The organism is Skermanella aerolata KACC 11604, from assembly GCF_000936425.1.
Taxonomy (GTDB): Bacteria; Pseudomonadota; Alphaproteobacteria; order Azospirillales; family Azospirillaceae; genus Skermanella; species Skermanella aerolata.
Genome location: NZ_AVFK01000012.1, coordinates 85,348 through 109,181, shown reverse-complemented (window position 1 = coordinate 109,181; position 23,834 = coordinate 85,348). Strand labels below are relative to the sequence as shown.

Genomic DNA, 23,834 nt, shown 5'->3' with positions numbered 1-23,834 from the left:
CGGTCCCCGGTCGTCCGCTCAGAAGTTGAAGTAGATGAACTCGCTCACCGCCGACAGGCGGGTCAGGGTGAACAGGAAGCAGGCAGCGGCGACGCCCGCCCAGACCGGCGTGAAGCGCCAGCGCGGCACGGCGGCGAACCGCCTCCCGCCCTCGCCCATGATCCACTCCTGGGTATTGGGAGCGATCATGGCCAGGGCCAGCAGCAGTGCTATCTGGATCTGGTCGCGGTACTCGTACAGGTCGCCAAGGTTCAGCGGCGCCGAGGTCCAGCCGTTCGCCCCCGTCATGGCATGCAGCATCCCCATCGCTTCCCCGACGGACTCGGCGCGGAAGAAGACCCAGGCGATCGTCACGCAGAGGAAGGTGATGCCGCGCGCCACCCATATCCCCGCGGCGGAGCCCGAAGACTGCCACCCCAGGGCCGAGCGGAGCGCCTGCCAGCCGTGGTTGACGATCAGGAACGTGCCGTGCAGCGCCCCCCAGATCACGAAGGTCCAGGCGGCGCCGTGCCACAGCCCGCCGATCAGCATAGTCAGGAACAAGTTGACGTAGCGCCGCCCCCTGCCCTTCCGGTTGCCGCCCAGCGGCACATAAAGGTAGTCGCGCAGGAACCTGGACAGCGTCATGTGCCAGCGCCGCCAGAAGTCGATGATGTTGACCGACTTGTAGGGCGAGTCGAAGTTGAACGGCAGCCTGATGCCGAACAGCAGGGCAAGGCCGATCGCCATGTCGGAATAGCCGGAGAAGTCGAAATAGAGTTGCAGCGAATAGGCCAGCGCTCCGGTCCAGGCCTCCCCCGCCGTCAGCGCCTGCTCTCCGGCGACGGCGAAGACCGGGGTCGCGAAGCCGGCCAGCGTGTCGGCCAGCACGACCTTCTTCCACAGGCCGGCGACGAAGAAGGTCAGCCCCATGGCGAAGTCGGCATGGCTGAAGCGCATCGCTTCCGGCTGGCGGAACTGCGGCATCATCTCCCGGTGGTGGACGATCGGCCCGGCGATGAGCTGCGGGAAGAAGGTCACGAACAGGCAGTAGTCCAGGAACCGGTATTCCGACGCCTTGCCCTCGGCGGCGTCGACCAGGTACGCGACCTTCTGGAACGTGAAGAACGAGATGCCCAGCGGCAGGACCACGGCCTGTATGCCGAAGTCCAGCCCGGTCAGCGCGCCGACATTGTCCACGATGAACATCGAGTACTTGAAATAGGCGAGCACGACGAGGTTGGCGGTGATCCCGAAGACGAGCAGGCTGCGCTTCGCCGCCGCCGAGGCTCCCGGCTCGGTCAGCTTCATGCCCAGCAGATAGTTCGCGATGATGCTGGCCATCAGCAGCGGGACGTGGACCGGGTTCCACCAGCCATAGAAGAACAGCGACGCCACCACCAGCCACAGGAACGGCAGGCGCGTGTGGCCGGTCAGGCAGAGCAGCCGGTAGACGACCAGCGTTATCGGCAGGAACGCCCCGATGAAGACGTAGGAGTTAAAGAGCATGGTCGGGACCCCCGCCGGCCTGATCGGCGCCGGCATGGCTGAGGCTCAGCTCGGACTTGTCCAGTTGCGAGATCAGGTAGCGCATCAGCAGCGGCACGGATCTCCATTGCAGATGGGCATGGTCGGTGAACTGGTCGTTGCTCAGGTGCAGCCCCTGCTGGGCGTCGATCAGGACCGTCCGGGTCGGATCGAGCCTGCGCGAGACCTCCCGGCGGAACTCCGCGTCCCGTACCCCGCCCGGATCGTAGGCGTCGCGCCAGGCCGGCATCTGGGGGAGCAGGACGACGATGAAGTCGATGCCGCGCCTCGACAGGTCCTCGCTCATGGCGCTCAGGTGGTCCAGGCAGGTGGCGTCGAGCTGGAAATCCTCGCGGATTTCCGGTTTCGGCAAGGTGAAGGGGCCGGAACCGTAGGGGTCCATCACCATCGAAGCCGATGCATCCTTTCCCGAGCGCATGCCGGGCAGGTCGACGACGTCCCGCGCGAAGGACACCGGCCGGAAGTTCTTCAAGTACAGGTGCCAGGCCGGGTCCTTGTCGAAGACGTAGCCCTTGGCGTCTTCCGGCCGGAAGAACTCGGTCGGCGATGCGGCGCAGGCGGAGAAATCCCGCATCGAGAAGACCGACATGACCGATTTGACGCTCGGCATGTTGTCGAGCAGGAAGTCGGTATAGAAGGCCGTCTGGTTGACGTAGAGGAAGCAGGGTGCCGCGTTCAGCGGCTCGACGTCTCCGCCGTAATGCTCCGCGAAGACCGAGAAGTCGAGGTTCCGCCACGTCACCGAGGATCCGACGGCGATCAGGCCGGGGTTCCGGATCTCGGTGTCGTGCATGAACTTGAACTTCTCGTCGATGCAGTTGGTGGCGGTGACGGGAGGGGCCGGCAATCTGCCCACAGCGGACAAGCCGGCAAGGCCGGCTCCGCCCAGCAGCAGGAACAGCGCGCACCACAGGATGAAAGCGATGTTGAAACGCATGGCGTTGGAATTGGTCATTTAGAAAAAGCTCTCGGTCTTGCCCAACCGGCGCGCCCCGGGAACGACTGGGGGGCGGCCGGTCCGAACTGAACAGACGGGCATGCTCGACGCCCGCCGGGTTCCCGGCGTGCTGTGATCGTTTCCGCCCCGGAACGGGACAGTATGCATCTGGGAAACGCCGCGAAGACGCGGCCGCTCACCGCCGGGACATGGCTGCCGGCAGGGACGGATCGATCACGTTGGCGTAGGAGAGCTTATGGCGGTGCGCTGGGAACGCACCGTTGACCGTTCCTCGACACGGCGGCGGGTCGGAAGGAACGGGGCGCCGCCGGCAAGCCGAGCGAGGAGACCGCGGTGCGTACAAGGGTGAAACGGCGCCGCGCCGAAAGGGCGGGGCGTCCATGAACAGGATCGAAGTTACTGGCTAGACTAGTCCAGACTCGCATCTGTTGCTCTTCACCACGTCAGAAAAATCATGCGCACGAAAGCGGCGTTTTACTAAAGTACTTCAATATTAACTCAGATCAGGCTGTTTTGTTTCCTGAAAATTCCAGGGCGTTGGAGGGAGGGCGCTGCCTCAGCCGGCGAGACTTTCGGACAATCTCTTTCCCCCCGGCTGGGTCACGCTTCCGGGTGCCCTGTCGGTGCCGAAACCGGCGCCAAGTGATAGGCCCTCTTCCATTCCGCCGGTTCCCGCCCACAGGGCGGCGTTGATCCGCCGCCGTTCGACCACGTGATAGGCGGCCAGGGCTATGGTGAACATCCAGACGATGCTGAGAGTACCCGGCAGGCGGGTGTAGAAGGCCGTTTCGGTGATGCCGCTGACCAGCAGCGTCAGCAGCATGACGTCGCGGAACAGGTCGGGACTGATCAGGAAGGTCCGGAGCTGGATGATCAGGATCGTCACCAGGAACAGCGTCCCGACGATCCCGACCGAGAACAGCGACTGGAGGATCAAGTTGTGCGCATGCGTCACCGTGAAGAACAGGAACCGCTCCAGGAAGATCGTCTCGGCCGAATTGTGGCCGTGTCCCAGGATCGGCGCATCCGCGATCTGGTTGAGCGTGAAGTCCCAGATGACGGAGCGGCCGGTCAGCGTCAGCAGTTCGTTGACGTCGCCCGAGCGTGATACCAGCTTGACCAGCTCCTTGGGCAGGACGTTCTCCAGCCCGACCGACGCCGTCGTCAGCGTGACCACCGTGGCGGCCAGCACGCCGATCGGGATCAGCCAGGACGCACCCGGCCGGATGCGCAGCCAGAAGATAAAACCCGACGCGAGAACAGCGACGAGCGCCATACGCGACTGCGACAGCATCAGAGTGGCCAGCGACAGGACGATGACGCCGCCCAGGATGATGCGGCGCTTGGGAAAATAGAGCATCAGTGCGGCACAGCACACCATCAGCATCGAACAGATGGCGGCTAGCGACACCGGATGGTTGGTGAAGCCGCGCAGCCGGTCGGCCTCGCCAAGGCTGTCGGCGTTGACCGGGGCGAAGCTGGCCATGAAGGGACTTATGGCAAGCGACGGCAGGACGACCAGGCAATACCCGATGGTCAGTCCGATCAGGATGTCCTTCACCGCCAGCTCGGCCACCATCGCCATCGCGAACAGCAGGGTGCAGAACAGCAGGATGCTGGAAACGATGCTGTCGCCGGGATCGGGCGCCCAAAGCGCGGACAGCATCATGAAGCCCATGAAGATCATCGCCGCGGCGCCGATCGGCGTCCGCAACAGCTCGATGACCGAGTTGATCCGCAGCATGGCGAGGAACGTGCCGCCGAACCAGACGGCAAGCTTCATGGCGACCTGCCAGTCCAGCCCGCCGGCACCGATCGGCCGGGTGCGCAGGTTGACTTCGGTCAGGAAGATGTAGAGCGCCAGGAACGCGATCCAGGCCCAGCGCCGGCCGGAGATGACCGCATGTCCGTAGAAGCCGAGCCAGATCACGATCACGAAGCTCAAGGGCAGGACATAGAGCGGCGCCTCATCGGCGCCCACCCCCGACGCCCAGAGCAGGACCGCCAGGAAGGCAAGGCAGACCGCGATGACGCCGCCCTTGAGAATGCGTTGGAACCCTAGCGGAACATCCATGCTACGCGCTCGCCGTCGGTTTGGCTTCTGTTGAATGATGATGCTTCATGTGCCTGCGGAACTTCCAGAACGACCACGATCCGCTGAGAGCCCAGCCGGAGATCACTCCCAGCAGCGCGCCGTTGGCGCCCAGGTACGGGATGGTCGCGACGCAGACCACGACGCTGGCGACCCCCGCCCAGATACGTCCCCGTCCGACCAGTTCAGGCCGCTTCAGCACGTAGAGCGAAGTCTCCGCCGGATAGGCCAGGATTGATACGACGCTGAAGGCGATCCAGAGGTATATCGGAACGGCGCCGTCGGCGTAGGCTCCGCCGTAGACGAGGTGGATGATCTGGTGGGGAAACAGCCCCAGCACCAGCCAGATCGGCATGCACATGACGAACAGCACGAGCGTCGCCTTCAGCAACTGGCGGAACATCTCGCCCATGCCGCCGGCGTTGAGGCTGCGGATCGCGCGCGGCCGGTCGAAATTGTCGACCGCCATCATCAGCACGCTCATCGGCTGGGTGAAGGTGCGGGTCGCCTGGAACAGCGCCACGGCGGACGGTCCGGCCATGATGGTCAGGATCAGCGGCGGGATCTGGTTGTAGCCGTTATAGGCGACGGCGCTGATGCCCGACCACGCGAAGTAGCCGCGCCGCTCGCCGACGAACCGACGGAGCGGCTCGAACTCCGCGTCGATCCCGAAGGCCCGGTTGCGTGCCCACGACGTCACGGCGGCAGCGAAGGCGGCAAGCCACAGCCCGCCCAGCGCCAGCCAGATGTTCTCCAGGCGGATCGCGAGCCCGGCGCCCAGCAGCAGGATCGCCGAATAGGCCGCGGCCGCCATCAGCACGGCGCCGATGTTGCCGATCTGGATCGACCAGCGCCTGTTGAATTCCTGGTACGCTCCCGGGATCATCAGAAGCGTCGCGGCCACCGTCATCGCGGCGATCCAGCCGCCGTCCGGCCATAGGAAGTTCAGTCCCGCCGCCGCCGCCAGGCACAGCGCCGTGAAGATGCCCAGCACCAGCACATTGTAGCGCCGCCACGTCCGCCCCGCCTTTCGCAGCAGGGCATGGTCCGCCGTCTCGATCACGAAGGGGACGACCACGAAGGCGCGGTGCAGGCTCAGCAGCAGATAGAACCCGACCCAGCAGCCGGAGAAGAAGCCAAAGCTCTCACGCGGGAAGTGCCGCGCCAGCAGCAGCATGAAGATGAAATTGGTGGCGGAGAGCAGGACCTGCTCGAGGATGGAGTATCGCCGCACCGGATCGGCGAACAGGGCCAGGAACTTGGCGGTTCCGCTTTTCCTAGAACCCGCCACGACCGCCGAAGCCCCTTCCACGGTCTGGGCGTCATCCTTCATCGCGAAGTATCCGGGCGACCGCCGCGGCCGCCTTCTTGGGATTCAGATCGTCGTCGAACGGCAGCGGCCTGTCGTCGGCATAGCGGCGCCGCTGGAAAGTGTAGCGGTCGGTCAGGCCCCAGGTTACGACGGTATCGCAGCGGGAATTGGCGAACACGGTTTCCAGATACGACGTGTACAGGTCGGCGACCTTGGCATCGATCGCCGAGGCGTCGCCCGACGCCCGGTCGGCCCGGACGTCCATTTCCGTGACGATCGGCTTTATACCCATGTCCTGGACTTCGCGCAGGAACTCCCCGAACGCCTTCGGGTCCCAGGGATCGCCCAGGCGCAGATGCGACTGGAGGCCGAGCGCGTCGATCCGGCCGCCCTCCCCTTTCACCCGTTCCAGCAGGCGCAGGATCGCGACGCGGCGGTCGCGGCTCCACCGGGCGTTATGCTCCGTGCCGTAGTCGTTGTAGACGAGCTCGGCCTTGGGCGCGATCTCGGCCGCCATCTTGAACGAGTCGGAAATGTAGCGAGTGCCGAACGCGGCCAGCCAGTCGGACTCCCGCAGCCCGTCCGGCCGGTCGTCGGTCGGTTCGACCGCCTCGTTGACGACGTCCCACGAGCGTACGACCCCGGCATAGCGGGTCATCAGCGTGTTCATCCAGGTATGAAGCACGTCCCTGCCCTGGGCTTCCTTCAGCCGGGTCTTCGCCCAGTCGGGCAGACCCAGGTGCCAGACCAGGGTATGGCCGCGAAGCTCCATCCCGTTCTCGGAAGCGAAGGCGGCCAGCTTGTCGCAGCCGCTGAAGTCGTAGCGGTCCGGGTTCTTCTGGATATTGTACCACTTCATCTCCCATTCCGGGACGATGATGTCGCACTCTCGCCTGATCAGGTCGCGGTAGCCCGCGTCCTTGCCCAGCAGCTCGCTTGAGACGGCGGCGCCGTATCGCCGCCGTCCCGCCTTGGCGGCGGCACGCAGCGGCATCACGCTGTCGGCGGCTGAACCGGTCCCCGGCCCCAGCGCGCAGCCCGACAGCGCCGCGGCCAGGGCTCCGGTGCCGAGACGCCGGAGTACGGCCCGACGGCTGTACCCCGGTGCTGCACCCATCGGGTTCTTCGGCACCATCAGGCGATCGGGTCCGTCTGTCGTTTGCCTTCGGCCACCGAGATGCCCGACGGCCAGCCCAGCGCTTCATAGGCGCTCAGCAGGACGGGAGCCTGGTGTTCCCAGGCCAGCACCGTCTCGATCCGGCGGCGTCCGAGCTGGCCCATCGCCGCCCGGGTTTCCGGATCGTCCAGCAGGTCCAGGATCCTGTCGCCTAGATCGACGGCGGAGTTCCGCTTGGCGTAGACGGCGGCGTCGCCGGCCGAATAGCGGCTTTCGGTCAGGTCGTACTGAACGATCGGCTTGCCAAGCGCCATGTATTCCATGACCTTGTTCATGGTCAGCTTGTCGTTCAGCGTATTGTACGGGTCGGGGCAGACCGCGACCTCGGCGGTGTTGAGCACCGGCACGATGACCTGGTCGTTGACCCATCCGGTGAAGGTCACGTAGTCGTCGACGCCCAGGTCGACCGCCATCTTCTGGAGGTTTTCCAGCTCCGGCCCCGATCCCATCAGGACGAACTGAACGTCGTCGCGCTTCCGCTCCTTGACGATGTGGGAGACGGCTTCAAGCAGGTAGTCGATGCCGTCCTGGTCGTTCATCACGCCCAGGTACGATACCATGTGCTTGCGGCCCTTCTTCCAGGACTCGACCGGCGCTTCCAGGCGGAAGCGGTTCAGGTCGGGACCGCTGCGGACGATGAAGATGCGGTCGGACGGCACCGACCCGCGCGTCTCGGCGATCCTGCGGAAGCTGTCGTTGGTCGAGATCACGACGTCGGCGGTCCGGAAGGTCAGCCGCTCCAGCTTGAGAAGGATCTTATGGAGCGGTCCCTTCTTCTGGAACTTGGCCTCGTAGAGTTCGGGCGACAGGTCGTGGTGGTCGAAGATGAACTTCTTGCCGAAGACGTACTTGAAGAAGCCGCCGACGATGAAGATCGTGTCCGGCGGATTGCACGCCTGGATGACGTCGAAGCCGTGCTTGAACAGGATGCGGAACGCCAGCAGGAACTGCCAGAACAGGGCGGAACTGTATTCGACCAGATAGCCCCACAGCCCGACGCCCTCGGTCGGATAGGGGTGCCGGTAGATGTGGACGTTCTCGAGGAACTCGTAAGGCTCGGGGTGCTTGTCGCTGCGCGGGCAGCAGACGATGACCTGATACCCGGCGGCGCTCAAGGTACGCGCTTCGATCCATACCCGGCGGTCAAGAGGGACCGGAAGGTTTTCAACGATGATCAGCACTGAGCGTTGCTGTTTGGAAACCCGCGTCGACATCATCAGTCCCCTTGTTTGATCTGTGCGGGAAGCACTTGGCTTACCGGGCTCGACGGAGCTTTCCGCACTTTCTTTGCTCTAGCTATGAAGGCGTTCACCTCCCTTGCCTGTTTGAGCCACCGCTCATCACGCTTGAGACGAAGTTCCCGCATGCCGGTTTCCAGTTGCGCCCACCGGCCGAGCGCGTCCTCCACTCCGTTCGCGATCGATCCCGCATCCAGCGGATCGACGAAGACGCTGCCCCCCGCGAACAGGGAGCGCAGCGTTTCCGTGTGGCTGAGCACCATCGGCTTGCCGGCCGCCACCCCTTCGTTGGCCGCCGACAGCTGGACCCCTTCCAGCGTCGTCAGGCCGACCAGCAGGTCGCAGCCATGAAGCAGGGCGTCGAAGTCCCGTTTGGATATGAACCCCGGGAACTCGACGTTCGGCGGCGCCCCGGCGACCAGCCCTTCATGAGCCTTCTTCGGGTTGCCGGTGACGACGTAGCGGACACCGGGCGTCCGCCGCGCCGCCTCCAGCAGCTGTTCGATCGGCTCGTCCTTGGCGAAGGAGCACGGCACCAGCACCAGCGGCGTCGCTCCGGGCTTCCGCTCGGACGATGATGCCGGTCCTTCGGACAGGCCGGCGCTGCGGTCCTCCAGCACCATCACCTGACCGGCGGGCGCGCCCAGCGCCGTCAGCGGCCCGACCACGTCGGCGTTGTGGGCGATGCTGAGGTCGGCCGACCGCAGCGACCAGCCATGGAACGGCACCTTCGACCACGGCGGACGGATCACCGCGTTGTGGCAGTCGATGATCACGACCATCGACGGCGCCATGACGCGGCGCCACGCCAGCACCAGATGCGGGATGAAGCTTGGCGGCGACTGCACCCAGACGACATCCGGGCGTTCCCGGTGGAGCAGGCCCAGCGTCTTTGCGCTCTTGACCAGATAGTCCAGCCCTTTCAGGGCTTTTGACGAAAATCCGCTCGTTACATACTCAACCTTGATGCCGAAGAAAGAGGCCAGTGTTTCCGGCCTGCGCTGAAAGCTCTTCCAGATCAGAAAAAGCTGGCGGTCCTGTTCCACTTGCGTTCGTTCCGGTCTATTGGCCGGCATTCGACGCTCCTATGCGGGAATGTTGTGATAGTCCTTGTAGCGGTATGCATAGGCCGACATGTCGCCCGCATAGCGCTGCTTGGAGTAATCGACCTTGGTCAGCACGATGCCGGCCACCGCGATATCCAGCGCCGTCAGGCTTTCGATGCCGGCCTTGACGGCGCTGCGCGGGGTCTTCTCCCACTCCACCGCGTAGAGCACGCTGTCGCAGCCCTTGGCGATCAGGGCCGCGTCCGAAGCGACCATGACGGGAGGGCTGTCGATCACGATGAAATCGTAGTTCATCATCAGCCGCTGCAATGCACCGCCCACGGCCGAGGACGAGGCGAAGAACCGCTGCGGGTTCTGGATGCCGCGTCCGGCGGGCATGACGTCCAGGCCGGTAGCCTCGTCCACGCGGATCGCTTCCTCCAGGCTGACGCCCTTTTCGATGCACTCCACCAGACCGGCCGCGTTGCCGAACCGGAAGGCCGCACCCACGGACGGGCGGCGGAGATCGCAGTCCAGCAGCAGGACCCGGAGGCCGCTGAGCGTCAGCGTGCGGGCGACCGCGATGGCGAGGGAGGTCTTGCCTTCGTCCGGCACCGAGGACGTGACGAGGACCATCTTGGCCCTGCCCCCGGCGGGCCGCTCGTGGGTAAGCCCGGTGATGATCGTCCGGATCGCTTCGGCATACGGTTCGAGCGGTTTGAGCAGGACCTGGTCGGCGATGCTCTGGCCGCTCAGGCGTACCTTGGGCACCGCTCCCAGCATCTTCAGCCCAAGCTCGTTCTTGATCTCGCGGGCCGAGCGGAAGCCGGGCGTCAGGTGGTCGTAGAGGATCGCCAGCGTCATCGCGAGCAGCATCGAACCCAGGGCCGCGACCGCGAGGAACAGCGGCTTGTTCGGATGCGACGGCTCGAGCGGCGCCCGGGCGGAGGTGACGATGCGGGCTCCGGCCTGATCCAGGTCGATGCGGCTGGTCGCTTCCTTGAAGCGCTGTTCCAGCGCCTCGAGCTGAAGCGCCTTGCCGTCGGCTGCGCGCTGAAGCTGGGCCAGCTCGTCGGCGCCGCGGCCGCTCAGATTGGCTTCCTGCCGCAGGCTGTCGATTTCGGCCTGCGCGCTGCGCTCGCGGGCACGGACCTCGTTGGCGCGGCTCTCCAGACCCTGTACGACCTTGGCGACTTCGATCGCCCGCTCGCGGCGCGTCTGGTTGAGCTGTTGGGTCAGCTTGACCAAGTCGGGGTGACGGGCGCCCAGCGACTGGGATAGGTTGGCGACCTGGGCCGCCAGATCCGCTTCCTGCTGGCGCAGGATCTGGATCGTCGGGTTGCGGGTGACGATCTCCATGCTGTCGGTGCGGCCCGATGCCTGAAGCTGCTTGACCTGGGCCAGTTGCGCTTCGGCTTCCAGCCGGGCGACCTTGAGCGTGCCGAGTTCGGTGTTGAGCGCGATGATGCGCTGGGTCGCGAGCTGAGCCTGCGGTCCGACCGGGACGAGGTTGTTCTTCGTCCGGAAATCGGCCAGCGCCGCCGTTGCTTGATCCAGCTCGGCGCGCACGCCGTTGACGCGCTGCTCCAGCCAGACCATGGCCTGGCTGGCTTCCCGCTGGTTTTCCGCGACCTGGTTCGCCAGATAGTGATCGACCAGTTCGTTTACGATGAGCGCCGCTTTTTCCGGCACTTCCGATACGAACTGGATGCGGATCGTATAGGCGTCGGGAGCGCTGCTGACCTGAAGCTGCCGTGCGATGGTGTTAATGACGGCGCTGCGCGGATCGACTTCTGGATCGGGCTCCGGGGCCGGCAGTTCGATGCCGACCTGTTTCAGTCCATCCGCGGCCAGTGCGTAGGCCCCGTTCATGATCAGCCTGGCACGGTCGCGCAGCGACAGTTCCTCGGCGATGGCGAGGTTGAATTCGGGGTCGGCGACCAGGTTCATCTGATCGACGACCTGGCCTATCAGGAGGGTCGAACGCACCGATTCCGCTTCGGTCTTGACGCTAGCGATGTCGGGACGCGCTGCGATGGCTGCGGGTGCTGCGTTGTCGATCAGCGTCTGGGGACGCGTCTTCAACGCGACCACTGCTTCCGCCGTGTAGAGCGGGGTCACTTGCCTGACGCCCCAATAGCCCAAGCCGATCGAGACAACAACAAACAGGGCGATCAGAAACTTACGCTGCCATAGAACGGCAGCATAATGGGCAAGCTGCTTCTCGTTGGTTTGAATGATAGTCCTCATAAGCAGAAATGCCCTGTAAGGATGGTTGCCGTTACCATTGCCCGAAACTTGCCTGCGACGCATGAAGCTGGAATAGGACTTGACAGTAAGCGTCGTAAGATCAGCGAAAAAATGCAAAGCAGCTTATGGCGAGTAACCGTTTGGCAGTAAGGCGCACCACAACGGATGGTATTTCCGTCGAATTGAAGCCACGAAAACCCCATACGCCGACAACACATTAAAAAGGCAATTAAAATTGCGACTACCTGCGAAAGTGGTAGAGGTCATGCCCGCGGCTGGTAGAGGATTCTCGTTCGGTGAGGCACTGCTTACCCCCGTTTCCGGCTCGACCGACCGAATCACTTAGCTTCGACGATGTCGACGGTACCCTGTCCAGCCAGCGAGATCTGTGAACCACCACACAGCTACTTGCGGAAGTATGATTATTTTCTACAAAACCGAACTATCGATTGGATTATACTAGATGCTTTCAAGCAAACATGTCGGGCTGAAGAGTATGACCGGCGGTCGGCAAGCGTTGGGCCACGGCCCAACCTACTAAGCAGGAGCCTGTAGGTTGGGCCGTGGCCCAACGAGCACTATCCACATGGATCAATGTCTTCCGCCCCTGGCATAACGTTCCGGACAATCCAAGCTTAAATGCCGCTCAAGCCCGACGCCGCTGCCTGCCGCAACGCCGGAGCCAGATCGCCGCGGTCCGCGATGCTCATCCGCTCCAGCAGCAGCCAGTCTGCCATATGCCGAAGTTCCGCCAGAAGCGCCTCGGCGGTATGCGCTGGCGCATGCGGTTCGGCATGGACCGCCAGCACATGCAGCGTACCGGTCGCCCGCTCCGCCTTAAGATCGACGCGGGCAGCCAGCCGGTCGCCCAGCAGGAACGGTAATACGTAGTAGCCGTGCTGCCGCTTCTCGACCGGCGTGTAGATCTCCAGCCGGTAGCGGAAGTCGAACAGCCGTTCCGACCTTGACCGCTCCCATACCAGCGGGTCGAACGGCGACAGCAGCGCCGCGGCGTCGATCCGCCGGGGCCGCCGGGCGTCCCGGTGCAGGTATGCCTGATGTTTCCAACCCTCGACCTCGACCGGCAGCAGGGTCCCCTCCTCTACCAGTTCGGCAATCCGGGGTTTGACGTCGGTGGCATCCAACCTGAAGTAATCGCGCAAATCGTTGGCGGTGCCGATGCCATGGGCGCGGGCGGACAGCGCCAGAAGTTCCCGGTGCGCACCCGCTTCGTCGGGTGTGGGCAGGTTCAGGATCTTTCCCGGCAGTGCCCGCTCCGGCAGGTCGTAGAGCCGCTCGAAACCTCGGCGCGTCCGGGTCGTGAGCATCCCCGCCCAGAACAGGTATTCAAGCGCGCATTTGACGTCACTCCAGCCCCACCACGAACCATTGCCCTTGCTGCCCTCGAAGTCCGAAGCGGCGAGAGGTCCCCGATCCCGGATTGCGGCCAGCGTCGCCGTGACGAAGTCCGGCCGCTCCCGGGCGATGGTCCCCAGCCGGCCATAGACCCCCTGCCCCGCCGCCGCCCGGGCCATCCGCCAGCGCAGCAGCGGGTGAAGGTCGAGCGGCAGCAGCGACGCTTCATGCGCCCAGTATTCGAACAGCGTCCGCTTGCCGCCCCAGGCCGCTTCGTCCAGTACGCCCACTGGATAGGACCCAAGGCGCGAGAACAGCGGCATGTAGTGCGCCCGCACCAGCACGCTGACGGAATCGATCTGAAGCAGCCCGGTACGTTTCAGCAGACGGCCGAGATGACCTTGCTGAAACGTGCCGCCGTCGAGCCTCGGCTTACCGAAGCCCTGGGCCGCCAGCGCGATGCGCCGGGCTTCCTTGAGCGACAGCTTCAATCGGGCACGCGTCCGCCCAGTTCGTCTTCGATATGTACCCGGATGATTTCGTCGAACGACTGCTCTGCCGTGAAGCCCAGCGACGCTGCCCGGCTGGTGTCGAAATCGCGTGCCCAGCCGCTCACGATCTTCATGATCATCGGGTCCGGTTCGCGCCGGATCAGCTTGACCGCCTTCTCGCCCGCGACCCGGCGCAGCGCCTCGATCTGCTCGCCCACCGTGGCGGACAGGCCCGGCATCGACAGGTTGCGCCTCCAGCCGAGCTGGCTCAAGTCCATGGTGGCCGCGTGCAGCAGGAACCCGACGGCGGAACGCGGGCTGGCGTGCCAGTGCCGGACATCCTCGGCGACGGGCAGCACCGCTTCCTGGCCGGCTAGCGGTTCGCGCAGGATGTTGGAGAAGAAACCCGATGCCGCCTTGTTCGGCTTGCCCGGGCGGATGCAGATGGTCGGCAGCCTGATGCCGATGCCGTCGAAGAAGCCGCGCCTGGAATAGTCGCTCAGCAGCAGTTCGCCGATCGCCTTCTGCGTCCCATAGCTGGTCAGTGGCGTCGTGAAGAACTCGTCGCCGATCTTCTCCGGGAACGGCGCTCCGAAAACCGCGATGGAGGACGAGAACACGAGGCGCGGTTTATAGGGAGACTTCGCACTCTCCAGCCGGACGGCATCGAACAGGAAGCGGGTGCCGTCCAGGTTGATCGCGTAGCCCTTGTTGAAGTCGGCTTCCGCCTCCCCCGACACGATGGCGGCAAGATGGAAGATGGTATCGGGCCGGCTGGCGACCAGCTTGTCCACCTCCCCCGGTTTGGAGATGTCGACCGCGACCGTGCTTGCTTCCCCCTTGAAGCCTGTCGGGGCCGGCGGATCGATGACATCGGCCAGCGTCAGCTTGGTCACTTCGCCGCTGCCCAGCCGCCCGTCGGCGACCAGTCTTTCGGTCAGCTTGCGGCCGAGCATGCCAGCCGCGCCAATGATGAGAATGTGCATGATGTCCTGCGACTTTGTTCATTGGGAACCCGGTCGCGTCAGGCTGTCTCGCCGGGCTTCACCAAGGACTATAAGGGTATGTGCCGGAAGCCTCCAGGGGTTTTGCTCACCAAGGCAATGGAGAAACCATTAGATAAATAATGCCAGTGGACAGTGTTTGTTGGGCCACGGCCCAACCTACGGGCTCCTGCTTCGTAGGTTGGGCCGTGGCCCAACACTTGTCTACCGCCGGTCAAACTCTTTGACTGGACGTTATAAGAACGATTGACCGGATCTAACGCTCCACACCAGCCAACTCTTCGGCCCCCGCTATCACACGTCCTCGACCGCGACTGCTTCACCCTCCAAATAATCTCCATCCTGAAGGTGACCGCCCTCGCCTTCCAACTCGCGGATGCGGTCCTCGACCTCGACCAAGGCTTGACGCAACCGATCGCGCTGCGCCTTCAGCCGCCGGAGATCCAGACCGGTCTGGCGCGGCCGAGCCGAGCGCTGGATGCGCTTGAACTCGATGATGTCCTTGCGGCCGATATCCGGCCTGACGATACCCTGCGCGCGGGCACGCTTGATTTCTTCGTTCGACAGCGTCGTCAGCTGATAGGCGATCGAATAGGACGGCGGAATTTCATCCTCGGAAAGCTTCTTGTCCTCGACAGCCCTGGCGATGGCGATCATCTGGCTGGCGATCGGCCGAGAGAACGGCAGGCCCTCCACAAGGGATTCGAACCGTCCCGGGAACGGCTCCAGCTTCTCCAGCGCGTTCATCAGGTTGCGGCCGATGGCAAGCACCCGCTGTCGTGTTTCCTTCCACAGACGTTCAAGATGTTCGCGGAAGGCATCGGGTTCGTCCAGCGGATCGACGATCCGGTCCAGGTCGCTTTCCGCGACGGCCGGGACAGTAGCCGGCGGAGCTTCAGCGGCGGCGCCGATGAATGAAAGCATCCGCGAATCCGCGACAGCCCCTTTCTTCTTGGCTTCACGCAGACTGACCATCAGAGCCTCATCTCGTTGCGAATGAAATGCCACAATCCCATGCAGTCGTCGCGACCGCTGGCATTGTCGATGTCCACAGCCGAAAGGCCCTGGTCGGCAAAGTTATGGATGTTCTCAAGGTCCGGGATCTCGGCCGGGCAGAGCCGCCCTTCCTTCAGGAGAAGCTTCTTCGCTTCCCGGAAAGCGACCGTGCTCCGCTTGACCCGGTTCATGACGAAGGCGGCTTCCTTGCCATGGTGCTTCATGACGCCCATCCACGGGATGGTGGACCGCCGGTCGTCGAACGTCGCTCCGGTCGGGATCAGCACGAAGTCGGCAAGCCCGATCAGCGCCACGAACTGGTCGCGGTATGCCTGCACGGCATTGGGAGTATCGATGATGATCAGGTCGTAGTCGGTGGCTTTGGTGATCGTCTCGGCCGCGTTGTCCATATCGACGGCGACGCAGTCGATGGGAGCTAGGCTCTCGTAGCCGGAAGCCTCACGCAGTTCGTGCCAAGCGGCGAGGCTGCCTTGAGCATCGGCATCGACAAGGAGGACCTTCAACCCCGCCATGCTGGCTGCGACGCCGATAATGCGGGAACAGCCGGTCTTGCCAAGACCACCTTTGGGACCGGAAACCAGCAACTTCTTCGGCGTCCTGGGTGCTGCCTCCGCTGCCGGCGCGGGAGCGCTCTTGGGCTTTTTGGACTTTGGCTTTTCAGCCACGGCTGTATCTGCCATCGCTCAACCCTCTGCTGCTTTAATGGCCGAGGTTTACAGCAAAGCGGGCAGGGGCGATAGGTGGAGCGGACACGGGATGACGATTAGTTCGCCGAGTGTGGCCCGTTTACCCGGTAAACGGCGCTCAATGATTTTGTCGGCCTTCGTTTACCCGGTAAACGAGCCAGCGATCTTGAGATGCCATAAGCCGGACATTCTCCGCCGGATCTAATTAGTTGGCTAATCCTTCGCCCGATGCTACGGTCGCCCTCCTCCGCAGTCTTGCATCCTGGCTGGAACAGTAATGCCTATCAACCGGCAGAATCGCTTCTTTTATCCCATTGACTGGCCGCAGATATCCGACTCCATTCGCTTCAAGCGCGCACGTGGTGTTTGCGAACGATGTGGCAGGAAGCATCTTTCCAGGATACGAATACTTCCCGACGGGCGCTGGCTCGATACCGTAGCGGGAGACACATGGCGAGACCGTTACGGACATCCATCGATATGGCCGGATATGTTGGAGATCAGCAAGTCCAAGTTCAGCCGCGTCGTACTGGCCTGTTGCCACAAGGACGGCAACCTCAGCAACAACCATCCGCGTAATCTGGCGGCGTTGTGCCAGTGGTGCCATCTCGACACCGACCGTGACTGGAACCGGCACCAGATGAAAATCACCGTCCAGATGCGGCGCTCGCTGGGCGATCTGTTCACCGGCCCTTATGTCCGCTGGTAGCTGAATGGATTTGGACGGTCAGGCAACGGCGATCCAGGCTGTCTCAATTCTTCAGATCATCCCAAGTTTAAGATCACCCCAGGCCAGGGCAGGGACCTCCGAGCGATCATGGATTTAGTAGCGCTGTTCTCCAGCATGACGGCAGTCATCGCTCCCGTATTCCTCGTCGCGGCGCTCGGGTTCTGCTGGACTCGCGCCAACCTGCCCTACGACAGCGCGTTCATCACCACCTTCGCGGTGAACGTGTCGACGCCCTGCCTCGTCTTCTCCTCCCTGACCCATACGCCTCTCTCTGGAGACCAGCTCGGCATCATGGCGGCGGCATCGATCGCCTGCATCGTCCTGCCGGGACTGGTCGCCTACCCGTTCCTCCGGCTTGCCCGTATCCCTTGGCGGGTTTACCTGCCCGCGCTCAGCTTCCCCAATGCCGGCAATCTGGGCCTGCCGATATGTCTCTTCGCATACGGGCAGGAAGGATTGAGCCTTGGCGTCATGTTCTTCGCCGCCATGGCGATCGGGCAATTTACCTTCGGACCGGCGATCGCCGCCGGCAAGTTCAGCTTCCGACAGCTCGTCCGGACGCCCGTGCTCTACAGCGTCGCGGTGTCGCTGCTGATCCTCCTGACCCAAGTCAAAGTGCCGTTGTGGATCTCGAACACGACGTCACTGCTCGGCAACTGCGCCGTGCCGCTGATGCTGTTCTCACTGGGCGTCGCCTTGGCGCGCCTGCGCTTCGGCGGCACGGCCCGCGCGATCCTGATGTCGGCATTCCGCCTTATCCTGGGCATTGCGGCAGGGTACGGCGTGTCCTGGGCGATGGGCCTTGAAGGCGCCATGCGGGGAGTGACCATCCTGCAAAGCGCCATGCCCGTGGCGGTCTTCAACTATCTCTGGGCGCTCCGCTACGACAACTCGCCGGAGGAGGTCGCCGCCATGGTGCTGGGCTCGACCGTGTTGGCCTTCCTGGTGCTGCCGATCCTGCTGCTGAACGTCATGTGATGCTAACGGCATTAAGATTGACCGGTGAGTTCCGGCAAAAGATGTCGGGCTGAAGAGGCCCGACCTACAAATTTATGCTGGCAAAAGCACGCTGACGTAGGTCGGGCCTCTTCAGCCCGACATCTAACGCTCCAGACCGGCCGATGTTTAATGCCGTTGGAATCACGTTCCACACCGACATAAAAAAACCGGCCTCCGTCTGTCATGACGGAGGCCGGCCAGCACCCCAAAACACCGCCGGGATCGCTCCCGGCCACAGCATCAGAACGGCGAGTCAGGGAAGTAGAAGTCCTTGGCATTGTCCTTGGTGATCAGCACCGACGGCACGATGGTCGTTGCCGGCAGCGCCTCCCCCTTCAATCTTGCCTCCGCCGTCAGCTTGATCGCCTCGTAGATGAACTTCGGCGAGTAGGAGACGTTGGCCTGGATGCGCGAATCCTTGCCGTCGATCAGCGTCTTGATCATGCCCTTGGACCCGGCGCCGCCGAAGACGATCTTGATGTCGTCGCGCTTGGCCTGCTCGATAGCTTTCAGCACCCCGACCGCCATGTCGTCGTCAGCCGCCCAGACGGCATCGATCTGCTTGAAACGCGTCAGGTAGTCCTGCATCACCTTGAACGCGTCGTCCCGGTTCCAGTTGGCGTATTTGGCATCCAGCAGCTTGATGTCCGGATAGTCCTTCATCACCGAATTGAAGGCGTCCATCCGCTCGTTGTCGAGCGTCGTGGCGATGCCGCGCATGGCGACGATGTTGCCCTTGCCGTTCAGCGCCTTGGCGATGTACTCGGCCGGGACCTTGCCAAAAGCGGTGTTGTCGCCGGAGATATAGGCGTCCTGCGCGCTCGGGTCCGTCAGCCCCCTGTCCACCACCGTCACGTAGACGCCCTTGTTCTTGACCTGTGCCACGGGCTTGGTCAGCGCCGCGGATTCGAACGGGAAGATCACGAGCGAGTTGATCTTGTTCGCCGTCACCAGATCCTGAAGCTGGTTGGCCTGCTCACCGGCATTGGCCGCCGTCTTGATCGTGACCTTTAGGTCCTTATGCTCCTTTTCCAGCTCAGCCTTGGCGGCGTTCGCCCACCAGACGATGCCGGCGGTGAAGCTATGGGTGGCGGCCGGAATGGCGACGCCCAAGTTGACCTTGTTCTGGGCGAAGGCTGCCGCCGGCGCTCCCAGCGCCACGACGCTTGCGGCCACACCAAATATAATGGATTTGATATTCATTTTATAGGCCCTCCCTTGGACGATTTTCTGAAGCTTCGATACTCGCATGAAACCCACTGTCCGACCCCTCATTTCCGCCTTTGCAGGAATGCTACCGTTATGATGACGAACCCTTGGACGGCAGCGTTCAGGTAGACGCTGATGATGCTGGTCAGGTTGAGGATGTTGCTGATGACCGACAGCAGGATGGCGCCCACGACGGTTCCCGCGATGCTGCCAGCCCCGCCTTTCAGCGCCGTGCCCCCGACGATCACCGCTGCGATGGCTTCAAGCTCCCACAACAATCCCGTAGTGGGGGAGGAGGAGCCAAGCCGGGGAACGTAGAGCAGCGTGGCGATGCCGACACAGGCCCCGAGCAGTGCATAGGTCAGCACCTTTATCTTGTCGACATCGACCGCCGCGTAGCGCGCGACCTGCTCGTTCGAGCCGATCGCCTGGACGTAGCGGCCGAAAGCAGTCCGGTTCAGGATCACTCCTCCGGCAATCGCCACCAGCAGGAAGACCCAGACGGGGATCGGCACTCCCGCCAGGCTGGTGTAGTAGACGGGGCTGTAGACGTCGGACAGGCTGTCGTCCAGCGTGATGGCTCCACCGTTGGAGAAGTATGTCAGGTATGCTCGGAAGATCCCGAGCGTCCCGAGCGTGACGATGAACGGCTCGATGCGGCCCCGCGTTATCAGCAGCCCATGGGCCAGCCCGAACGCCGCTCCCAGAACGACCGAGAACGCCATGCCGATGGCGACCACAAGGATCGGCTGGTCCATCCACCCGGCCATCGTGTTCATCAGCAGGATCACCAGCCCAGCGATCAGCGCCGCCATCGACCCGACTGACAGGTCGATGCCGCCGGAAATGATCACGAAGCACATGCCGACCGCGATGATCCCGATGAAGGCGGTACGGGTCAGCACGTTCATCGCGTTGTCCAGCGACGCGAAGTCGCTGTTCAGCAGGGTGCCGGCGACGCACAGCAGCGCCAGCCCGACGACGGGTCCGACGCCATGCAGCCAGGAGCCGAACGACCTCGCGCGTTCAAGCCTCCCCTCTACCACGGTACGGCCCCTGGACGGTGGTTCCTCGGCCTAGTTCTTCGTTCCGGTCGCATGGGAAATCAGTTCCTCCTCGGTCAGGTGTTGCGCATCGACCATGGCCTCAAGGCGGCCCGCCCGCATCACGGCGACCCGGTGGCACAGGCCCACCAGTTCCATCAGCTCGGACGACACCACGATCACGCCATGTCCCTCCCGCGCCAGCCGTTGGATCAGGAAGTAGATGTCCCGCTTGGCCCCGACATCGACGCCACGCGTCGGCTCGTCCAGGACGATGACTTTCGGCTTCGGGTGCAGGACCTTCGCCAGCGCCAGCTTCTGCTGGTTGCCGCCCGACAGCGACGACGCCCGGATGTCGAGCGACCCGGTCCGGATGCCGAAGTCCTTCACCGCCGTCTGAAGCGCCCGCATCTCGTCGCCGGGCCGAAGCCACGGCTTCGCGTAGTGCTCCAGCGCCATCAGCGTCAGGTTCTCCCGCAGGCCGAAGCCGACATGCAGCCCCTTGCCCTTGCGGTCCTCGCTTAGGTAAGTCAGCCCCTGTGCTACCGCTTCGCGCGGGTTCCGGATGCGGATCTCGTGGCCGTCCAGTTCGATCCGTTCCACGCTGTGGGGCCGCAATCCCAGAAGCCCCTCGAACAGCTCGGTCCGTCCGGCTCCGACAAGTCCCGCGAACCCCAGGATCTCACCCGGCATGACCTCGAAGCCGACATCCTGCGCCCAGCCCGGTACCGTCATGCCGACGACCTTGAGCCGTGGCATCGCACCGGCCGACGATGGGGCGGGGGAGGGGTCCTTTGGCGGATACAGGTCGGACAGCTCGCGCCCGACCATCAGGTTAGCCATCTCGCGCCGGGTCAGCTCGGCCGTCGGGCGGCGAGTGACGAAGCGGCCGTCGCGCATGACGATCACCTCGTTGGTCGTCCGCTCGACCTCGTCCAGCTTGTGCGAGATATAGACGATGGTCACGCCGGCCTCATGCAGCCGGCCCATCAGCCTGAACAGCGCCTCGGTCTCTCCCGGCGTCAGCGAGGCCGTCGGCTCGTCCATGATCAGAAGGCGGGCATTGCGCGCCAGCGCCTTCGCGATCTCGACCAATTGCTTCTCCGCGACGATCAGGTGCCGCACCGGCATATCCGGGTTCTTGTCCAGCCCGACCTGCGCCAGCACACGGGCGGTTTCGGTGCGCATCGCCGCATCGTCGAGCCACCAGCCGCGCTTCTTCTCATGGCCGAGGAAGATGTTCTGGGCGATGGTCAGGTCTTCGGCGAGGTTGAATTCCTGGTGGATCAGGACGATCCCGGCGGCTTCCGCCGCGCGCGAGTTGTTGAAGACCCTGGCTTCGCCGTCGACGAACACCGCGCCTTCGGTCGGCTGCTCGTAGCCGCTCAGGATCTTCATCAGCGTCGATTTGCCGGCGCCGTTCTCGCCGAGCAGACCGTAGACGCCGCCGCGCGGCAGTTCGAAACTGACGCCGTGAAGGACCCGGACGGTCCCGAACTCCTTCACGATGTTCTCGAAACGGACCGCAATGCTCATCCGCGCCGGCTCCCCCTCCCGTTTGGCCGTCTGATCGCGGCTTGGGACGCCACTGTGAAGCGGGCCTCCCCAAGCGTCAAGCTAGATCATTGATCCAAAAGGGCATATTGGCCGGCAAGGCCTTATGGCGGGCTTAGGGGCTCAGCCGCCGGGCCGCCTCAGCTCGGTCGCGAAGAAGACCAGCGCCGCCAACGCCAGGACGCCGCCGGTCAGCATCGACGTCCACCAGCCGCCATGATGGTAGGTCAGCGTCGCCACCGCCGATCCCCCGGCGCCCAGCAGGAAGACGATGGTCATGTAGACGGAGTTCATCCGGCCGCGCGCTTCGCCGGCAAGCGAGTAGATCACTCTTTGGCCCAGCACCTGATTGACCTGCGTCGCCGCGTCCAGCGTCACCGCGAACACGACCAGCGCCGCAAGGGAGGGCAGGGCTGCCGCCCAACCCGCGAGGAAGCAGCTGAGCATGACGGTGGCCAGCGCAACACCCGTCCCGATCCTCACATAACCCCTGTCGCCCAGCCGCCCGGCGAGCGGCGCCGCCAGCGCGCCTCCGGCGCCCGCCAGGGCGAACAGCGCGATCCCCTTCTGCCCATAGCCGAAGAGGCTCGCCAGCATCAGGGGCGCCGCCGTCCAGAAGATGTTGAAGATGGCGAAGACGATGCCCTGGTAGACCGCCCGCCGCTGAAGCGCCGGCGTCGTCAGCAGGATGCTCCACATCGAGGCCAGCATCCGTCCGTAGCTCCCCTGCGCCGGTTTCGTCTGGCCGTCGCCGCCGGAACCGTGGCTGCGGGGCAGGGCCTTCGCCAGCCATGCGGTCAGCAGCAGCATCAGGCCGGCGGACACCCAGAACACCGCCCGCCAGCCCAGCGTATCGGCAAGCATGCTCGATGCCGGCCGCGCCAGCATGATGCCCGCAAGCAGGCCCGCCATGACGTTGCCGATGGTGCGGCCGCGCCGTTCCTCCGGCGTCAGCGCGGCGGCGAACGGCACCACGACCTGAGCGCCGGCCGAACAGAAACCGACCGCGACCGAAGCCGCCAGGAAGACCGCGGCGGAAGAAGAAACCGCGACACCGGCCAGCGCCGCCGCGGCGCAGAGCAGGGTGGTCAGGATCAGCCGGCGGTTCTCGATCCGGTCGGCGAGCGAGACGACCAGCAGCAGCCCGGCCCCATAACCGAGCTGGGTCAGGGTGACGATCAGGCCGGAGATGTTCTCCCCAAGCCCAAGCTCGGGCGCTATCAGGCCGATCAGCGGCTGGGCGTAATATAGGTTGGCGACCATGGCGCCGCAGGTCGCGGCGCAGGCGACCGTCAGCGCCGGCGAAAGGCCACGGCCGGCGTTCGCGTCCTCCGCCGTGGACGCGGTAACGGACTGCGCGAGTGTGCGCATGCGGAACTCTCCCCTGAATTTCGCCGCATCGGCGGCGGAGTGGAGAGCATGCGCTTCCAAAGGGTTTTGGAAATGGATGCATGCCCGCAACGGCAACCGCTGCGGGCCTGCGATGTTCCTGAACGGCCTTCGCTTCAGCGAAGGTGCTGCGTCGCCGTCACATCATACCCATCGCGCCGGACAGCAGGCTGTCGGCTTTCTGCCGCTGGTCCTCCGTCAGGACGGCGTAGAGGGGACCGGCAGCCGTTTCCACCGCTTTCAGCGCCTCGGCATGGCTGGACATCATCCGCGTCTTCCCCTGTACCTTCTGCAACCAGCTCTTCGGCGGCGAGGCGTCGGGAGCCATCATCTGGTCATGCATGGTCCGGTGAACCTCGGCATTGCGGCGGAGGGCGCCGGCGAAGGCGTTCCACTGTTCCCGCTGACCCTCGGTAATGCCGATTTCCGTCTGAAGGAAAGCGAGCCGGCCTTCGATATGCTCGAACGGCATGCCCATTCCCATGCCCATGCCGGCATTGCGCCTCATCGCGCCCATCATCGGGCAATCCATCGAACCGCCGCCCTGGCCGCCCATCGGCATGCCATTCATGTCCATGCCCCGCATCGGCATCGGCATGGATGAACCGGGTGCCGGAGCGTCCTGGACTTCCTGCGCTTGGCCGCTGGGGTGATGGCGCTGATGGGGATCGGACTGCGCCTGCACGGCCGGGCTGAAAGCCAGCACTGCGAGGACGGGAAGCGCCAGGCGAAACGAAGTCTTCATGGTGTCCTCCA

General features: G+C 64.1%; 19 protein-coding genes. 2 read left to right on the top strand and 17 right to left on the bottom strand.

The features are described from left to right. Window positions 1–18: 18 nt before the first annotated feature. The 12 genes from N826_RS16365 to N826_RS16310 form a co-directional block, all read right to left on the bottom strand. Window positions 19–1,488 (bottom strand): MBOAT family O-acyltransferase, encoded by a 1,470-nt coding sequence (locus N826_RS16365; RefSeq protein ID WP_044430672.1) that lies wholly within the window; start codon window positions 1,486–1,488, stop codon window positions 19–21. Beyond that, the gene (locus N826_RS40130) at window positions 1,478–2,482 is read right to left on the bottom strand and encodes a hypothetical protein (protein WP_052831420.1); all 1,005 of its coding nucleotides are present in this window, start codon (window positions 2,480–2,482) and stop codon (window positions 1,478–1,480) included. Before N826_RS40130 ends, N826_RS16365 begins: the two co-directional genes overlap by 11 nt. A gap of 559 nt (window positions 2,483–3,041) precedes the next feature. After that, entirely contained in the window at window positions 3,042–4,559 is a 1,518-nt protein-coding gene (locus N826_RS16355) for an O-antigen ligase family protein (RefSeq protein WP_044430569.1), read from the bottom strand. A gap of 1 nt (window position 4,560) precedes the next feature. Further along, the gene (locus N826_RS16350) at window positions 4,561–5,910 is read right to left on the bottom strand and encodes a lipopolysaccharide biosynthesis protein (RefSeq protein WP_044430567.1); all 1,350 of its coding nucleotides are present in this window, start codon (window positions 5,908–5,910) and stop codon (window positions 4,561–4,563) included. Continuing rightward, window positions 5,900–7,006: an endo-1,4-beta-xylanase gene (locus N826_RS16345; RefSeq protein WP_044430670.1), complete on the bottom strand. Its 1,107-nt coding sequence runs from the start codon at window positions 7,004–7,006 to the stop codon at window positions 5,900–5,902. The genes N826_RS16350 and N826_RS16345 overlap by 11 nt, the downstream gene beginning before the upstream one ends. A 17-nt stretch (window positions 7,007–7,023) precedes the next feature. Further along, window positions 7,024–8,247, bottom strand: coding sequence for a glycosyltransferase family 4 protein (locus N826_RS16340; protein WP_211099303.1), 1,224 nt, complete (start codon window positions 8,245–8,247; stop codon window positions 7,024–7,026). A gap of 35 nt (window positions 8,248–8,282) precedes the next feature. Further along, entirely contained in the window at window positions 8,283–9,380 is a 1,098-nt protein-coding gene (locus N826_RS16335) for a glycosyltransferase (protein ID WP_084720810.1), read from the bottom strand. Window positions 9,381–9,389: 9 nt separating this feature from the next. Next, window positions 9,390–11,600 (bottom strand): GumC family protein, encoded by a 2,211-nt coding sequence (locus N826_RS16330; RefSeq protein WP_044430565.1) that lies wholly within the window; start codon window positions 11,598–11,600, stop codon window positions 9,390–9,392. A gap of 635 nt (window positions 11,601–12,235) precedes the next feature. Next, on the bottom strand, window positions 12,236–13,447 hold the full coding sequence (locus N826_RS16325) for a winged helix-turn-helix domain-containing protein (RefSeq protein ID WP_044430564.1): 1,212 nt from the start codon (window positions 13,445–13,447) through the stop codon (window positions 12,236–12,238). After that, entirely contained in the window at window positions 13,444–14,433 is a 990-nt protein-coding gene (denD, locus tag N826_RS16320; protein WP_044430562.1) for a D-erythronate dehydrogenase, read from the bottom strand. Before denD ends, N826_RS16325 begins: the two co-directional genes overlap by 4 nt. Window positions 14,434–14,745: 312 nt before the next feature. Beyond that, entirely contained in the window at window positions 14,746–15,375 is a 630-nt protein-coding gene (locus N826_RS40125) for a hypothetical protein (protein WP_147040777.1), read from the bottom strand. Between the two features lie 50 nt (window positions 15,376–15,425). Further along, on the bottom strand, window positions 15,426–16,133 hold the full coding sequence (locus tag N826_RS16310) for a ParA family protein (RefSeq protein ID WP_169789360.1): 708 nt from the start codon (window positions 16,131–16,133) through the stop codon (window positions 15,426–15,428). Between the two features lie 511 nt (window positions 16,134–16,644). Between N826_RS16310 and N826_RS44810 the strand changes: the two genes are divergently transcribed. Both N826_RS44810 and N826_RS16300 read left to right on the top strand, forming a co-directional pair. Next, window positions 16,645–16,863: a hypothetical protein gene (locus tag N826_RS44810; RefSeq protein WP_211099302.1), complete on the top strand. Its 219-nt coding sequence runs from the start codon at window positions 16,645–16,647 to the stop codon at window positions 16,861–16,863. A gap of 108 nt (window positions 16,864–16,971) precedes the next feature. Then, the gene (locus N826_RS16300) at window positions 16,972–17,862 is read left to right on the top strand and encodes an AEC family transporter (RefSeq protein WP_052831412.1); all 891 of its coding nucleotides are present in this window, start codon (window positions 16,972–16,974) and stop codon (window positions 17,860–17,862) included. 261 nt (window positions 17,863–18,123) lie between these two features. Here N826_RS16300 and N826_RS16295 read toward each other — a convergent pair whose 3' ends face one another. The 5 genes from N826_RS16295 to N826_RS40120 all read right to left on the bottom strand — a co-directional run bounded on the left by N826_RS16295 (window position 18,124) and on the right by N826_RS40120 (window position 23,823). Next, window positions 18,124–19,086 (bottom strand): substrate-binding domain-containing protein, encoded by a 963-nt coding sequence (locus tag N826_RS16295; protein ID WP_084720807.1) that lies wholly within the window; start codon window positions 19,084–19,086, stop codon window positions 18,124–18,126. A gap of 68 nt (window positions 19,087–19,154) precedes the next feature. Further along, on the bottom strand, window positions 19,155–20,138 hold the full coding sequence (locus N826_RS16290; RefSeq protein ID WP_044430558.1) for an ABC transporter permease: 984 nt from the start codon (window positions 20,136–20,138) through the stop codon (window positions 19,155–19,157). 30 nt (window positions 20,139–20,168) lie between these two features. Beyond that, complete coding sequence (locus N826_RS16285) at window positions 20,169–21,671, bottom strand: sugar ABC transporter ATP-binding protein (protein WP_044430556.1); 1,503 nt, start codon at window positions 21,669–21,671, stop codon at window positions 20,169–20,171. 141 nt (window positions 21,672–21,812) lie between these two features. Further along, the gene (locus tag N826_RS16280; protein ID WP_044430555.1) at window positions 21,813–23,060 is read right to left on the bottom strand and encodes an MFS transporter; all 1,248 of its coding nucleotides are present in this window, start codon (window positions 23,058–23,060) and stop codon (window positions 21,813–21,815) included. A gap of 157 nt (window positions 23,061–23,217) precedes the next feature. Next, window positions 23,218–23,823, bottom strand: coding sequence for a Spy/CpxP family protein refolding chaperone (locus N826_RS40120; protein WP_052831410.1), 606 nt, complete (start codon window positions 23,821–23,823; stop codon window positions 23,218–23,220). Window positions 23,824–23,834: the final 11 nt, after the last annotated feature.

What these genes read in the sequence shown, in the direction of transcription:
- N826_RS16295 (WP_084720807.1), bottom strand. Translation starts at nt 19,086, where the DNA reads ATGAATATCAAATCCATTATATTTGGTGTGGCCGCAAGCGTCGTGGCG.
- N826_RS16285 (WP_044430556.1), bottom strand. Translation starts at nt 21,671, where the DNA reads ATGAGCATTGCGGTCCGTTTCGAGAACATCGTGAAGGAGTTCGGGACC.
- N826_RS40120 (WP_052831410.1), bottom strand. Translation starts at nt 23,823, where the DNA reads ATGAAGACTTCGTTTCGCCTGGCGCTTCCCGTCCTCGCAGTGCTGGCT.
- N826_RS16365 (WP_044430672.1), bottom strand. Translation starts at nt 1,488, where the DNA reads ATGCTCTTTAACTCCTACGTCTTCATCGGGGCGTTCCTGCCGATAACG.
- denD (WP_044430562.1), bottom strand. Translation starts at nt 14,433, where the DNA reads ATGCACATTCTCATCATTGGCGCGGCTGGCATGCTCGGCCGCAAGCTG.
- N826_RS16280 (WP_044430555.1), bottom strand. Translation starts at nt 23,060, where the DNA reads ATGCGCACACTCGCGCAGTCCGTTACCGCGTCCACGGCGGAGGACGCG.
- N826_RS16345 (WP_044430670.1), bottom strand. Translation starts at nt 7,006, where the DNA reads ATGGGTGCAGCACCGGGGTACAGCCGTCGGGCCGTACTCCGGCGTCTC.
- N826_RS40130 (WP_052831420.1), bottom strand. Translation starts at nt 2,482, where the DNA reads ATGACCAATTCCAACGCCATGCGTTTCAACATCGCTTTCATCCTGTGG.
- N826_RS16330 (WP_044430565.1), bottom strand. Translation starts at nt 11,600, where the DNA reads ATGAGGACTATCATTCAAACCAACGAGAAGCAGCTTGCCCATTATGCT.
- N826_RS16350 (WP_044430567.1), bottom strand. Translation starts at nt 5,910, where the DNA reads ATGAAGGATGACGCCCAGACCGTGGAAGGGGCTTCGGCGGTCGTGGCG.
- N826_RS44810 (WP_211099302.1), top strand. Translation starts at nt 16,645, where the DNA reads ATGTTGGAGATCAGCAAGTCCAAGTTCAGCCGCGTCGTACTGGCCTGT.
- N826_RS16355 (WP_044430569.1), bottom strand. Translation starts at nt 4,559, where the DNA reads ATGGATGTTCCGCTAGGGTTCCAACGCATTCTCAAGGGCGGCGTCATC.
- N826_RS16335 (WP_084720810.1), bottom strand. Translation starts at nt 9,380, where the DNA reads ATGCCGGCCAATAGACCGGAACGAACGCAAGTGGAACAGGACCGCCAG.
- N826_RS16300 (WP_052831412.1), top strand. Translation starts at nt 16,972, where the DNA reads ATGGATTTAGTAGCGCTGTTCTCCAGCATGACGGCAGTCATCGCTCCC.
- N826_RS40125 (WP_147040777.1), bottom strand. Translation starts at nt 15,375, where the DNA reads ATGCTTTCATTCATCGGCGCCGCCGCTGAAGCTCCGCCGGCTACTGTC.